Annotated in this window: 11 protein-coding genes; 5 read left to right on the top strand and 6 right to left on the bottom strand. The window is 35.8% G+C overall.

The features are described from left to right. Window positions 1–170 precede the first annotated feature (170 nt). The 3 genes from AABE15_RS06255 to tyrS all read left to right on the top strand — a co-directional run bounded on the left by AABE15_RS06255 (window position 171) and on the right by tyrS (window position 5,101). Window positions 171–1,562, top strand: a complete 1,392-nt coding sequence (locus AABE15_RS06255) for a glutamate decarboxylase (protein ID WP_338330428.1) — start codon at window positions 171–173, stop codon at window positions 1,560–1,562. A 42-nt stretch (window positions 1,563–1,604) separates the two neighbouring features. Continuing rightward, a complete protein-coding gene (gene gadC / locus AABE15_RS06250) occupies window positions 1,605–3,131 on the top strand; it encodes a glutamate:gamma-aminobutyrate antiporter (protein WP_338330427.1) in 1,527 nt (508 codons plus the stop codon). 722 nt (window positions 3,132–3,853) lie between these two features. Next, window positions 3,854–5,101 (top strand): tyrosine--tRNA ligase, encoded by a 1,248-nt coding sequence (gene tyrS, locus AABE15_RS06245; protein WP_338330426.1) that lies wholly within the window; start codon window positions 3,854–3,856, stop codon window positions 5,099–5,101. Window positions 5,102–5,248: 147 nt separating this feature from the next. On the opposite strand, the gene adhE is transcribed toward tyrS, so the two are convergent. Together adhE and AABE15_RS06235 are read right to left on the bottom strand one after the other, a co-directional pair. Then, entirely contained in the window at window positions 5,249–7,870 is a 2,622-nt protein-coding gene (gene adhE / locus AABE15_RS06240; RefSeq protein WP_338330425.1) for a bifunctional acetaldehyde-CoA/alcohol dehydrogenase, read from the bottom strand. Between the two features lie 346 nt (window positions 7,871–8,216). Then, window positions 8,217–9,062: a squalene/phytoene synthase family protein gene (locus AABE15_RS06235; protein WP_338330424.1), complete on the bottom strand. Its 846-nt coding sequence runs from the start codon at window positions 9,060–9,062 to the stop codon at window positions 8,217–8,219. 138 nt (window positions 9,063–9,200) lie between these two features. Between AABE15_RS06235 and AABE15_RS06230 the strand changes: the two genes are divergently transcribed. Beyond that, window positions 9,201–9,806, top strand: coding sequence for a superoxide dismutase (locus tag AABE15_RS06230; RefSeq protein ID WP_338330423.1), 606 nt, complete (start codon window positions 9,201–9,203; stop codon window positions 9,804–9,806). Window positions 9,807–9,966: 160 nt separating this feature from the next. Here the strand turns inward: AABE15_RS06230 and yajC are convergent, their stop codons facing one another. Continuing rightward, window positions 9,967–10,449, bottom strand: a complete 483-nt coding sequence (gene yajC / locus AABE15_RS06225; RefSeq protein ID WP_408870261.1) for a preprotein translocase subunit YajC — start codon at window positions 10,447–10,449, stop codon at window positions 9,967–9,969. Between the two features lie 108 nt (window positions 10,450–10,557). Here yajC and AABE15_RS06220 point away from each other — a divergent pair, with 108 nt between their 5' ends. After that, the gene (locus tag AABE15_RS06220; protein WP_338330422.1) at window positions 10,558–11,412 is read left to right on the top strand and encodes an ATP-binding protein; all 855 of its coding nucleotides are present in this window, start codon (window positions 10,558–10,560) and stop codon (window positions 11,410–11,412) included. A 191-nt stretch (window positions 11,413–11,603) separates the two neighbouring features. On the opposite strand, the gene serS is transcribed toward AABE15_RS06220, so the two are convergent. Genes serS through tatB form a run of 3 tightly spaced genes read right to left on the bottom strand, consistent with a single transcriptional unit; the run spans window position 11,604 to window position 14,238 of the window. Continuing rightward, window positions 11,604–12,884: a serine--tRNA ligase gene (gene serS, locus AABE15_RS06215; RefSeq protein ID WP_338330421.1), complete on the bottom strand. Its 1,281-nt coding sequence runs from the start codon at window positions 12,882–12,884 to the stop codon at window positions 11,604–11,606. Next, entirely contained in the window at window positions 12,884–13,684 is an 801-nt protein-coding gene (gene tatC, locus AABE15_RS06210) for a twin-arginine translocase subunit TatC (protein ID WP_338330420.1), read from the bottom strand. The genes serS and tatC overlap by 1 nt, the downstream gene beginning before the upstream one ends. Then, on the bottom strand, window positions 13,675–14,238 hold the full coding sequence (tatB, locus tag AABE15_RS06205) for a Sec-independent protein translocase protein TatB (protein WP_338330419.1): 564 nt from the start codon (window positions 14,236–14,238) through the stop codon (window positions 13,675–13,677). Before tatB ends, tatC begins: the two co-directional genes overlap by 10 nt. Between the last annotated feature and the right edge of the window lie 202 nt (window positions 14,239–14,440).

The raw sequence follows: 14,440 nt of genomic DNA, 5'->3' as shown, positions 1-14,440 counted from the left end.
ACCTTATACTAAGAGTGTTTTAGGACAAATATTTAATAATATAAAGAATTCGTTTATATTATTATTTGATTATATAAATGTACCAATTGTTTTATTTGGTTACTTTTTTACAACGTAATTAAATAAAATAACGATCAAGATAGAATTATCCTTATGGAGGTCGTACAATTATGAATAAAAAAAAACCATCTCAAAAAACTGATGATATTTACGCATCAAAGGATCTGGCAACACCCCTTGCCAAATACCAATTTCCCAATCACCAACACAAAGCAGAAATAATATTTAGTGCAATAAAAGATGAGTTGCTTCTAGATGGCAATTCAAGACAAAATTTAGCTACATTTTGCCAAACATGGGTCGATGAAGAATCAAGAGAGTTAATGAACTTGTCTATTGACAAGAATATCATTGACAAAGACGAATATCCACAGACTGCAGAGATTGAAACACGCTGTGTACATTTGCTAGCGGACTTATGGCATTCACCTAGTCCCACCGAAACATTAGGCTGTTCAACAATAGGTTCATCGGAAGCTGCGATGCTAGGTGGATTGGCTCTAAAATGGCAATGGAGAAAAAAAAGAGAAAAACTCAAAAAAACTACTAGTAAGCCTAATTTAATTTGCGGTCCAGTTCAAGTTTGCTGGCACAAATTTGCCAAATATTTCGACGTTGAACTTAGAGAAATTCCCTTAGAAAAAAATCGATTATTGATGACACCTGAAGAAGTCTGTAAAAGGATTGACGAAAATACTATTGGAGTAGTACCTACCCTAGGCGTGACGTTTACCTGCCAATATGAACCTGTACTAGAAGTACACGAAGCGCTTGATACCTATGAAAAAAAACACGGCTTAAACATACCAATGCATATTGATGCAGCCAGTGGTGGCTTTTTGGCTCCTTTTTGTGCACCGACCCTACAATGGGACTTTCGACTTCCTAGAGTAAAATCAATTAATGCTTCTGGGCACAAATTTGGCTTAGCCCCTCTCGGTGTGGGCTGGGTTGTTTGGAGAGAAGTTAAGGATTTACCCCCTGACCTTATTTTTCGGGTAAATTATCTAGGGGGGGATATGCCTACTTTTGCATTAAATTTCTCTAGACCTGGTGGACAAGTTATTACACAGTATTATAATTTTTTACATTTGGGACGAGAAGGCTATCGTGAAATCCACGATCGTTGCTATGAAACTGCCAGCTATTTATCTAAATCAATCGCTAATATGGGCCCTTTCAAAATCATCTATGGCAGTGACAAAGAAAAAGGCATCCCCGCCCTTACATGGACATTAAAAAATGAAAAATCTATGTCAGGGTACACACTTTTTGACTTAGCGGATCGATTAAGAAATAGAGGTTGGCAAGTACCGGCCTATTCTATGCCAGCTCATAGAGAAGATCTCGTTGTACAGCGAATATTGGTCCGGCATGGGGTAAGCCGAGATTTAGCTGAATTGCTTATATTGGACATAAGCCGAACCCTAAAATACTTCCAAGAGCATTCTAAACCCGTTGCCAAACCGGTACATCGAACGGTTGCTTTTAACCACAGTTAAAAAAAATTCGCGTCATTATTTTCAAGGAAAGGTGGACGCACCATGTCAAATACAGATCGCAATCTTCCTAACAAAAATTTAACCATGATAGGGTTTTTTGCTATCACGGCTTCAATGGTTATGGCAGTTTACGAATATCCAACCTTTGCCACATCGGGTTTTAGTTTGGTTTTCTTTTTGTTGCTTGGTGGGTTTTTATGGTTCATCCCCGTAGGACTTTGCGCTGCAGAAATGGCTACTGTAGAAGGATGGGATGAAGGAGGATTATTTGCTTGGGTTTCCAACACGCTAGGAGAACGATGGGGATTCGCAGCTATTTCCTTTTCGTATTTACAAATAGCCATAGGTTTTGTTCCTATGCTTTATTTTGTATTGGGAGCACTCTCGTATATTCTTAACTGGCCAGCCCTTAATGAAAATCCCCTGATTAAAACCGTGGCTGGCTTAATCATCTTGTGGGGATTAGCCCTTACCCAATTTAGCGGGACAACTTATACAGCTAGAATTGCTAAGGTAGGTTTCTTTTTTGGAATATTGTTGCCTGCGCTTATCCTGATTTTCCTTGCTATTGGTTATTTGGCAGGAGGATATCCTCTAGCAATACCAATGAATCTTAAAACCTTTTTCCCAGATTTTACTCAACTTAAAACGTTAGTCGTCTTCGTGGCTTTTATTTTAAGTTACATGGGTGTTGAAGCTTCAGCCACACACGTAAACGAAATGAAAAATCCTGGAAGAGATTATCCGCTTGCCATTTTCTTACTCATGATTGTTGCGATAGGATTAAGTTCCATCGGTGGGTTATCTGTTGCAGCGGTTGTACCCAAAGAGCAAATTAATTTGTCTTCTGGTGTTGTTCAAACCTTTGCTATTTTGCTATCCCATTATGGAGCGAATATGGATTGGGTCGTCAGAATAATTGCTGCACTTCTTATGCTGGGTGTATTAGCCGAAATTGCTTCTTGGATTGTTGGGCCTTCTCGAGGCATGTTCGTAACCGCAAAACACGGAATTTTGCCGACATATTTTTCGAAATTAAATCGGCATGATGTCCCTGTTGCTTTGGTTATATCACAATTATTGATTACGACCGTAGCGTTAATTATTTTTACAAATACCAGTGGAGGAAGTAATTTATCGTTTTTAATTGCTTTGACCCTCACCGTTTTGATTTACTTAAGTGGTTATTTTCTTATGTTTTTGGGATACATGACGCTTATTCTTAAACATCCTGAAAAAAAACGAGTTTTTAAAATACCAGGTAATACTTACGTTAAATTAGGTGTCGCCCTTATTGGGTTTATTATTTCGGCAGTCGCCTTTGCTGTATCTTTTCTTCCACCTAGTTCTGTCCCACAACAAGATAACCACCTTTACCTTAGTCTATTGTTCGTCAGCTATTTCATTGTTCTTTCTTTGCCTTTTATTTTTTATGCTTTTCACAAGAAAGAAAACAAGATCGTTCAGGCAAATTTCACGCATATCAAAACACATAACGCACCAGATGGACACTATCTTATCCATCCCAAAGCAAGACCAACCCATCATATAAACAATCCTAAATCCTGATAGATTTATCTTAGAATTAAACCCCTTTAATTATTACAAATAATCAATAATTAAAGGGGATTGCGTATGATAACAAACCTATCGAAGAATACCCTTAATCATAAAGTTATTTTCCAAATTATTATAAGTTTGAAAACAAGCTCATGTTTGCTATTTTGTGCAACCTTTTAGCGGTAAAGAAATAAAATAAAATTTTTTAATATAACTTTTTTAGTTTAGAATCTTTACAAACTTAACTATATTTAAAATCTAAAAAAATCGCACTAACCCTTTAATTTTTTAGTTATAAACCGAAATTTAGACGTACAAAACCATTCGATTATGTTAACGATTCAAAAATTTTTTTGTTACAAAAGCATTATATTAAAACTTAAATAAAATATTCATATTTCTTCAAAACTACATCAATGTTAAAATGACTTCGATCTTTATTTTATTAAAAAAAGCTCCTGTGCACATCATGCTATCTCAGCGCTTACTCACTATAATTTATTAAATGAATTGACCCTTATTGTACTAAGTATATACTTTATTGCTCTTCAATAATTAAATCCTTGTCAAAATATTAAGTGTCAATAACAAATATAATTAACTCCTTTTTAATAAATTTTCTCCTTCCTCTATTAATTTATCTTCGTTAAATAAAAGTTGCAATTTTTGATCAGTCACCCAAATTTTAATTCTTATCGTTTTTCACTCTTTATAAAAGTAATCGCCAAAAAATGCCTAAAAGTTCATTTATAAAAGAAGCCCAATCTCGAGGATTTATATTCCAGACTACCGATCTCGAGAGTCTAGACCACGTTATGTCTCAAAAATCTATTACAGCCTATATCGGATTTGATCCAACCGCGGACAGCTTACATGTCGGTTCCCTCGTACAATTGATGCTACTTAGACTTCTACAAAAACACGGCCATCGCAGTATTGCCCTGTTGGGAGGTGGAACAGCACAAATTGGCGATCCTTCTTTTCGAGAAGAAGCCCGCCAACTAATGACGGACAATACGATTGATTACAACTTGAAAGGAATTAAAAAAAACATAAAACAAATTGTCGAGATCGATACACACCAACGCTTGGGTATTCTTACAGACAATTCAGAATGGCTAAAAAAACTATCTTATATAAAGCTTTTACGTGAGGTGGGTATTCATTTCTCTGTTAATAGAATGCTTTCTTTTGATTCAGTTCGAACTCGCCTGGATCGAGAACAGGGCTTATCTTTTCTTGAATTTAATTATTCTATTTTACAATCGTATGATTTTTTAGAATTAAATAAACGCTATGGTGCGATCCTACAAATGGGTGGATCCGATCAATGGGGTAATATTGTTTCTGGTGTCGAATTGATACGCCGTATGAAAGGTGAACACGTTTTTGGTTTAACCGCTCCTTTACTTACAACCAGCTCTGGTACAAAAATGGGAAAAACAGCAAAAGGTGCAGTATGGCTTAATCCAGAAAAATGCTCAGTATTTGATTTCTGGCAATATTGGCGAAACACTGAAGATGCAGACGTTGGTAAATTTTTAAAATTATTCACAGATCTACCCGTTGAAGAATGTGAACGTCTTGGCTCCTTATCGGGAGCGGAAATTAACGAAGCCAAAAAAATTCTAGCGACAGAGGTGACGACAATTTGCCACAATAAAATGGCAGCATTACAAGCACAGCAAACAGCAGAAAAAACATTCGAGCAGGGTAAATTGGTGTACGACGGATTCCCTGAAATTAACCTACTCTCTTCTGAGCTAGATCAAGGATTGCCTGCGTTTCGTTTATTTGTATTGAGCAAACTTTGCCCCAGCAATGCTGAGGCAAGACGCCTCATTCGTGGAGGAGGGGCTAAAATCAATGACCAAAAAATTAATGATGAAAATCAATGCATTAATCATACGTATGCTAGAAACGGACTTATTAAACTGTCTTCAGGAAAAAAGAATCACATTCTTATCAAGTTAATCTAAATTGTAAACGCTTTATTTACTCAGTATATTCAATGGGTTTAACCCATTGAATATACAAAAACCCCTTACGTGTTATCACATATAAGGAAAAAGCAAATAAGAAACGATTTAATTTCGAAATTACGTAATTAATCGTTTTAACATTAATTATTCTTCTTTATTTAAATAAGCATCACCATAATACGAATCAACCATAATTTGCTTTAACTCTGCCACTAACGGATAACGTGGATTAGCACCAGTGCATTGATCGTCAAAAGCATCAAGAGCGAGTTGATCTACCCGTGCGAGAAAATCTTCTTCCTCTACTCCATAATCCTGAATAGAAATAGGTATGTTCAATTCAACTTTTGTTTCTTGTAACCAATCAATTAATTTTCCAACTTTTACTTCATCTTGATCGGAAACATGCGCAAGGTTTAATTCATCTGCGATTTGTGCATAACGAGAAATAGATTGTGGATAACCATACTGGCTAAAAGCCGCTTGTTTGGTTGGATTATTGGTTGCGTTATACCGTATCACATTACAAATTAACAAAGCATTTGCTATACCATGCGGAATATTAAATGCAGCTCCAATTTTATGTGCCATAGAATGGCATATACCAGAGAATGCTTGAGCAAAAGCCATTCCAGAAATGGTCGCAGCAGAATGTACCTTCTCACGTGCTATGGGGTTATTTACGCCCTCTTTATAGCTTGCAGGTAAATATTTTTTCAACAAACGGAGTGCTTGTATCGCATAAGCGTCTGAAAATTCGTTGGCCAACACAGATACATAGGCTTCCACAGCATGGCAAATTGCATCGTATCCGCCCATTGCACATAAAGGTTGAGGCATATTCATAACAAGATCTGCATCAACAATAGCCATTGTTGGTGTTATGGCAAAATCTGCCAAAGGATATTTTTGACCTGTCTTATCGTCCGTAACTACAGCAAAAGGGGTAACTTCAGATCCGGTCCCAGAAGTTGTGGTAACACAAATAAGCTGGGCTTTTTTCCCCATATGCGGGAACCGACAGATACGTTTAGACACATCAAGAAAACGTAGAGTTAAATCTTCAAGGTTAGTTTCAGGATGCTCATACAATACCCACATGAGTTTTGAAGCATCCATAGAAGACCCACCCCCTACAGCAATAATCGTATCTGGTTTAAAAGCGGCCATTTCAAGCGCACCTTTTTGCACCGTACTTAGCGTAGGATTGGCTTCAACTTCAAAAAAAGTTTCACAAAGCAAACCATATTTTTGCAATCTGCTCAAAACTGATTTCGCAACACCATTGTCAAACAAAAATTTATCGGTAACGATAAAAACACGTTTTGCCCCTTGCTCAACAATACTATTTAACGCAATAGGTAACGAGCCACGACGAAATATGATTGAACTGGGCAAATGCTGACACAACATATTTTCTGCTCTCTTTGCAACAATTTTTAGATTAAGTAAATGTTTGGGCCCTACGTTTTCCGAAACAGAATTTTTACCCCAAGATCCACATCCTAATGTCAAAGAAGGTGCCAAATTAAAGTTATATACATCCCCAATTGCACCTTGAGATGCAGGCTGGTTAATCAATACGCGACATGTCTGCATTTTTTGACTAAACGCCTCAATGCGATCACGTCGCTTATCCTGATCCGTGTGTAATACGGACGTATGTCCGAGCCCGCCCATATCAATTAATTTTTTGGCAATGCCAAGGGCATCTTCGAAATTACTTGCTTTAAGCATTGCAAGAACTGGCGATAGTTTTTCATGAGCAAAAGGCTCAGAGTGAATGGCTTCTTCAATTTCACCAATTAAAATTTTTGCTTTGGTAGGAACGTTAATGTGAGCAAGTCCGGCAATTTTATACGCAGGTTGCCCAACAATTTCAGCATTTATAGCACCTTTATCATTAAGAATAATTTTTCCTACTGCCTGACGTTCGTTTTCATCAAGAAGATAAGCGCCATATTCTTTAAAAAGTTTTTTTACTTCATCGTAAACAGCATCAACAACGATAACCGATTGCTCTGAGGCACAAATCATACCATTATCAAATGTTTTGGATATCAAAATAGAAGAAACGGCACGTTTTAAATCGGATGTTTCATCAATAATAACCGGTGTGTTGCCAGCCCCAACACCAATAGCGGGATTGCCAGAACTATAAGCTGCCGTCACCATTGCAGAGCCACCAGTCGCTAAAATTGCTGCAATATCATGGTGCTTCATTAAACTGCTGGTCAGTTCAAGAGTAGGTTCATCAATCCAACCAATAATATCTTCGGGTGCCCCTGCAGCCACCGCCGCATCAAGAATAATTTTTGCTGCTTCTACCGTAGCTTTTTTTGCGCGTGGGTGAGGTGTAATAATAATAGCATTTCGCGTTTTTAAGCAAATTAACACTTTGAATATTGCTGTTGACGTCGGATTGGTTGTTGGAATGATCGCACAGATAACTCCAAAAGGCTCTGCATAAGTAATAGTACCTAGCGAGGTATCTTCATCTATAATTCCACAGGTTTTATCATTACGGTATTTATTTAAAATATACTCACTGGCAAAAGCGTTTTTAATTACCTTATCCTCAACAACACCCATCCCCGTTTCAGAGACAGCATGTTGTGCCAATGGAATACGCGCTGCCGAAGCAGCTTTTGCCGCAGCAAAGAAGATTTTGTCCACTTGCTCTTGCGTAAAAGTAGCGTAAATTTCCTGGGCTTTTTTGACTTTAGCAACAAGGCCATCTAGCTCAGCCAAATTTGTCACCGTCATGGAAAACCTCCTTAATTAAACATGAAAAATCCAAAATAAAAATGATTTTTCAAATTGATCTCAATCTTAATACACCGCACGCATTCTTTAGCTATTGCTCAATCAACTTGCAATTTGAAATCGTAACGGATAATAACTTAATATATGTATTCATCATATAGCTTAATCACAATATGGTTACCAAAATAAATTAGATATTTTTTATCGCCAAAATGATTAATCTAGAGTCGTACAAACGACGTAACTTTTTAACCCAAATCGCTTTGTTGCAATTGAACATTGTTAAATGTTTGCGAATGAACACTCACATTAATAAAGAATAATAAAAATGATTATTTTGATTTAGTTAATGAGCTAAAATTTTATGTTTCATAAAAGCTATTAAAAGAGCAATTTGATCCCCAAATCCCCTTTGAACAGGAAGGTTAGTCCAATATTTTATCCTTTTTAAATCTCTTTTTGCTAATAAACTAGGCAGTAAAAGAGAAATTTGACTTTGTTTTAAATTACAAATCTTTGAACCTGAATTAAAATATATAAATGCTTTTTGAATTAAAATATTTCTCATCTCTTTAAAAATTTTGTCATTAAGATGATCATTAAATTCATTACTTTTTTGGAATAGGTAACGACTAGCGAAGCTTTTTGGAAAAAATCTTCCACCATTTTGAATACATTGGTGTAAGTACCGTGCCCTAAATACAAGTTCACATGCTATTGCTAATGTTGATAAAGCTTCTAACTGTCTAGTATTTTCAACTTTTAATATTGAGGCAATAATAGTGTGTATCTGTCCCCTCGTACGAGTCATAATGGAATGCCACTGATGCCAATCTGCTATTCCCTCTAACTCTTCTTCAAAAGCTTCAATAATTGAAAGTAAAAGGTCATTCCGTACCGTCCCTCTATCAAGCTCTTCTTTTATGAAAGGAGCTAGTTCATGAGGTCTGTCCTTACCTTCAATAAATTCCCTCCACCATTGCAAGCGAATTAACCCAGCCATTGGCCCAGCTATGGACCAAGAAGACGAAATCTTTAAGCAACGTGATAATTCTAGATAAAAAGCTAATAATCTAAATATGCTTTCTCTGTATTTAATAGGAACATAAATATTACACAGAAAATGATCGTAGCTATGGTTTTTAACGTATTGCGCACAGAAGGACAAAGAAGAATTCTCATCATAATTCATAATTAGTTTACACAACCGAATATAAATAGAAGACAAACAACATTTCAAGAATACTCTTTATTAAAATTTTAATTCTATTTATATTAAAATGTAACAAGAACTAAAAAGTCTACTTTTAATTAAAGGACGAGGAACAAAATGGCTTTTGAACTTGCACAACTCCCATTTCCCTATAACGCTTTATCGCGCTCGGGAATGAGCGAAGAAACTTTACACTTTCATCATGATAAACACCATCAGGCATACGTCAATGCACTTAATGATTTAATTGATGCTAATAAAAACTTACAGGGGAAAACCCTTGAAGAACTTATCATCATGTCTGCTAACGATATGTCGTTGGCTCCGGTCTTAAACAATGCTGGACAGCATTACAACCATACATTTTTTTGGAACTGCCTAAGTCCACATGGCGGGAAAATGTCTTCTAATTTCGAAGAAAAAATAAAAAATGATTTTGGATCTGTTGAAGCGTTTAAAACAGAATTTAAAAAGGCTGCTACTACTCAATTTGGTTCAGGTTGGGCTTGGTTGATAAAGGATACCCAGGGTAAACTTTCAATTACTAAAACTCCTAATGCTAGAAACCCTCTTTCTGAAGACCAAGGAAAAGCATTACTTACTCTAGATGTGTGGGAACATGCTTATTATATTGATTTCCGCAATCGCAGGCCCGATTTTATAGATAATTTTTTAAACAAATTGGCTAATTACGATTTTGCTGAACAATTGTTAAATAATTAACGATGCGAAACCCGACTTTTAAGTCGGGTTTCATTTTATTAAATTATTAATTTGATTAATAATTTTACAATATATTTTCGTTATGCATAACTTTTAACGTATTATTAGTGTATTAGTTTCAAATATTTTTCACAAATTACTTTGTAATATTTAAAATAATTTACTCAGTTTTACTGATTTTTTTTTCATCTGTACTATCTTCATCTTGTTCGGCCTCTTCTGATTTTTTCTCTATCTCAACTTTTTTATCTTTTTTAGAAATTGACCTCCCTAACTTTGAGCCCTTAAATCCTTCATTCAGTTTGCTAACTTTACTTTCCAAAATTGTTGTTATGGTGCTTTTTAGCACTTTCACCCTTACATTATTTGCTAAATCAACTTCCATTTCGTCAGAATCTTCTTGATTTTTTACTACGGTTGCAATAATTCCTCCCGCTGTAATAATTTTATCCCCTCTACGCAATGATTTCATAGTCTCTTTTAGCTGTTTAGCCTTAGTTTGTTGTGGACGTATAACCATAAAGTAAAATATAAAAAAGATTCCTATGAAAGGTAAAAGACTCATTAGCATTGAACTACTACCACTACCACCAATAGTTTGCGCGTAGGCAGGTGTGATAAGCAAATCCATAAATTTCATCATTGAGCGATTTCCTAATTGTTACGCACTAAATAATTAACTTTTAATTAAACATTTAGACTCATATTACAAATATTTAAAAAAACCTAATCAAAAATTGTCGGAAGTAAAATGGATAATTCTATGCACCTTTACTTAAAACGTATTGTAGAGGCTTTGGAGCGAATTTCCCCTCCACCTCCTCACATAAATAACATTGAAGCAGCAGACGCTTTTACATGGTCCAATCAAACCAATACATTAGATCCAATTCATACTATTGACTTTGTGGAATTTTCGTTGCTCCAAGGGATTAACCGGCAAAAAGAAATTTTGTTTGAAAACACATGGCATTTTGCAAAAGGCCTTCCCTCTAATAATGTTGTATTATGGGGTGCACGAGGGATGGGAAAATCATCCCTTGTTAAGTCAGTCCATCAAGAGGTAAACAAAAAATTAACGAAATCAATCGCACCATTAAAAATAATCGAAATATTTAAAGATGATATACATTGCTTGCCTAATTTGCTGTGCTTATTGAAAAAACTTGTTTACCGTTTCATCATTTTCTCAGATGATCTATCTTTTGAAAAAGGAGAGCATAATTATAAAGCACTGAAATCCATACTCGACGGAGGCATAACAGGAAGACCGAGTAACGTGTTGTTTTATGCAACCAGCAATCGAAGGCATTTAATGCCAAGAGAAATGATTGAAAACGAAGCTAATATTTCTATAAATTCTATAGACACTATAGAAGAAAAAATATCACTTTCGGATCGTTTTGGATTATGGATTGGATTTCATCAATGCACCAAAGAACTCTTTAATACGATAGTAAAATCATACGCACATCAAAGACACTTACCTATTGACGATCAAAATTTGATAATTAAAGCGAACGAGTGGTCAATAACCAGAGGTGCAAGAAGTGGGAGAGTTGCTTGGCAATTTATTGAAGATCTTACAGCAAAACTACATAGTTAAAAAAACGCGTAATTTCGTTTCCTTAGCCCCCAAATAAACAAATTTTTAACATTTTAAATTAACTAAATACAATTTAGTAATTGATTTACTTTCTATAACCTCATTGCTTGCCGAACGAAATTAAATTCAAATGAAAGTAACATATAGAGCAGGTAAAATTTTATCTACTCTATAAATTGTAGCATAGTCCCTTAACCAATTTTCTGAAGATTGCCCATATATTGCCTTAGTAGTTCTGGAACAGTTATAGAGCCATCTTGATTTTGATAATTTTCCATAACAGCAACTAATGCTCTTCCGACGGCTACTCCCGATCCATTTAATGTATGCACAAATTCTGGACCTGCTTTTTTACCCTCACTGGAATCCGGTCGATAACGCGCATTCATGCGTCTTGCTTGAAACGACCGTGTATTAGAGCAAGAAGAAATTTCTCGCCACGCCTGCTGCCCAGGCAACCAAACCTCTAAATCCCATGTCTTAGCCGCGCCGAAACCCGTATCACCAGAACATAACAAAACGCGACGATACGATAAATTAAGTTTTTCTAAAACTTCTTCAGCACATCGGGTCATCCGTTCATGTTCTATTTCGCTCTGCTCAGGTGTTGTAACACTAACCATTTCAACTTTATAAAATTGATGCTGGCGTATCAATCCTCTCGTATCTTTTCCTGCAGCACCTGCTTCACTTCGAAAACAAGCTGATAACGCCGTACGACGAATAGGCAAACAATTCTCCTGAATCAGCTCATCAGCCTGCATAGCTGTCAATGGAACTTCAGCTGTTGGAATAAGCCAGCGTTCATCTTTAGTACAAAACGATTGGTCACCAAACTTAGGTAGCTTATCAGTATTATACATTGTTTGTTCATTAACCAACAAAGGAACAACATACTCTGTATACCCATGTTCAGCAACATGAAAATCAAGCATAAATTGACCCAAAGCGCGTTCTAGGCGCGCTAAGTCGCCTTGTAAAATACAAAAACGAGCCCCAGACATTTTCGATGCAATTGCGAAATCCATCATGCCTAATTTTTCGCCCAATTCGAAATGCTGTCGTGGAACAAAATCAAATATATTAGGGTTACCCCATTGGTGAACAACTTTATTCCCTGATTCATCAGCTCCTTGAGGGACATCTTGTGCTAAACGATTGGGCAAACTGGCCAAAATATTAAAAATTTTCAACTCAAGCTCATTCACTTTAGCTTGTAGCGTTTCCAAAGCTTGGCGTAGATTTATCCCTCTTTCTTCAAGCTCGGTTGTATTTAAACGATTACGCTTTAATTCACTAATTTGTTTAGACAAATTATTTCTATCTGCTTGTTTTTGGTGAAGTTCGTTTAAATACTGACGTCGTTCCTCATCGTATTCTAATAATAATTTACTAGCTGGAGGTAACCCACGTCGCGCTAAATCGTAATCGAACGCCTTAGGATCAGTCCGAAGCGCTTTGAAATCATGCATTATACATTATCCTCTTGAGTGTTTTTTGGCTCTACAATACGGGCCGAAAAAATAGAAATTTCGTATAAAATAATTAATGGAATGGCCAATGATATTTGAGTAATAACATCAGGTGGCGTCAAAATTGCTGCAATAATAAAAGCAACTACATAGGCATACCGCCTTAGTTTTTTCAATTTTTCCGAAGATATAAAACCAATTTTCGCCATCAAGGTCAACATAACAGGAAGCTCAAACGCAATACCAAAGGCCATTACCAAGCGAGTAACCAGATTTAAATACTCTGAAACTTTAGCCTGTAATTCTATATGTAAACCTGAAGTGCTATTACCTCCAACTTGAAAAGACAGAAAAAATTTCCAGGCAAAAGGAAAAACTAAAAAATAAGCAAGCGAAGCGCCTAAAATAAATAACAGTGGTGTTGCAATTAAAAAGGGTGCAAATATTTTTTTCTCTCTACGATATAATCCTGGAGCGATATAAATCCATGCCTGTATAGCAACCATAGGAAAAGATAGGAATGTCGCACCGAAAAAAGCTAGTTTTACATAGGTAAAAAAAGCTTCATATAAAGCTGTATAAATTAAATGAGGCTGCTGCCCATCGTGTCTCATTGCTTCTGCCAATGGATGGGCTAAAAACAAATAAATTTGTTCTGCAAAATGATAACAAAAACCAAATGCAATAGCAAAAGTTAGTAAACACCATATTAAACGACGACGTAACTCTATAAAATGCTCAATCAAAGGCATAGCTTTGTCGTTCAGTGCTTCACTCTCTTGTTGGTCCCTCATAACCATCTCTGTTCTTTGAAATTAGTAACATATGGAGGAATCATAGCGGGAGGATGCGGTGTAAATTTTCTGATTAAAATACGCTTAGCAGTTTCAGGAGGAAAAAATACGGGGAGAGGATTTTTTCTTTGTAATAACTCTATATTAATTATAGATTTTTCATTCACTTTGTTACTTAACGAAAATTCTGCGTTTAGGGGAGTACAAGGCAATTCTGCGGCGGTATTTATCTCTGAAGTATGAGAAGAAGATGCTATTAACGTCTGAGAAAATGATGACTGTTTAAAACTATCCTGTATTGAGCCATCTTGATCAATTGCATTGAAAATAGCACTTTTAACATTTAAGTGGCGTAATTTCATCAACTGATCTTTAGCTTCTTTTAAATCAGGATCTTTTACCATCTCGTCCATCTGACTCTGAAATTCGTCAGCAAACTTTCTACACTTTTTTATAACGTCAGCAACCCATCGCACCACTTTAGGTGAATCTTTAGGCCCAACAAAAATTATACCGACCATAATAATTAATATTATTTGAGCCCAAGAAAAATCAAACATATATTAATATGCTCCCATCAACAAATACCGAACTTAAACCTATATAGGATAGCAATCCAAAATTTATCTGCCTAAAGCTCAATGCTCTTTTACTCCATAACTTTTTAACAAAAAGAATCAATATTCTCTCTTTTTCTGTTAATCCCTCAATTTATTTAACCCAACTATACTTAATTATTTATTTTTTCCTATAATATTCACT

Origin of the sequence: Commensalibacter sp. Nvir (assembly GCF_963921845.1) — a bacterium.
In the GTDB taxonomy this organism is placed as follows: Bacteria; Pseudomonadota; Alphaproteobacteria; order Acetobacterales; family Acetobacteraceae; genus Commensalibacter.
This window is presented reverse-complemented; position numbering and strand designations above follow the sequence as displayed.

Coding starts and splice junctions, on each gene's coding strand:
- serS (WP_338330421.1), bottom strand. CDS start 12,884: ATGCATGATTTCAAAGCGCTTCGGACTGATCCTAAGGCGTTCGATTAC.
- tyrS (WP_338330426.1), top strand. CDS start 3,854: ATGCCTAAAAGTTCATTTATAAAAGAAGCCCAATCTCGAGGATTTATA.
- tatB (WP_338330419.1), bottom strand. CDS start 14,238: ATGTTTGATTTTTCTTGGGCTCAAATAATATTAATTATTATGGTCGGT.
- AABE15_RS06255 (WP_338330428.1), top strand. CDS start 171: ATGAATAAAAAAAAACCATCTCAAAAAACTGATGATATTTACGCATCA.
- AABE15_RS06220 (WP_338330422.1), top strand. CDS start 10,558: ATGGATAATTCTATGCACCTTTACTTAAAACGTATTGTAGAGGCTTTG.
- adhE (WP_338330425.1), bottom strand. CDS start 7,870: ATGACGGTGACAAATTTGGCTGAGCTAGATGGCCTTGTTGCTAAAGTC.
- gadC (WP_338330427.1), top strand. CDS start 1,605: ATGTCAAATACAGATCGCAATCTTCCTAACAAAAATTTAACCATGATA.
- AABE15_RS06230 (WP_338330423.1), top strand. CDS start 9,201: ATGGCTTTTGAACTTGCACAACTCCCATTTCCCTATAACGCTTTATCG.
- tatC (WP_338330420.1), bottom strand. CDS start 13,684: ATGGTTATGAGGGACCAACAAGAGAGTGAAGCACTGAACGACAAAGCT.
- AABE15_RS06235 (WP_338330424.1), bottom strand. CDS start 9,062: ATGAATTATGATGAGAATTCTTCTTTGTCCTTCTGTGCGCAATACGTT.
- yajC (WP_408870261.1), bottom strand. CDS start 10,449: ATGATGAAATTTATGGATTTGCTTATCACACCTGCCTACGCGCAAACT.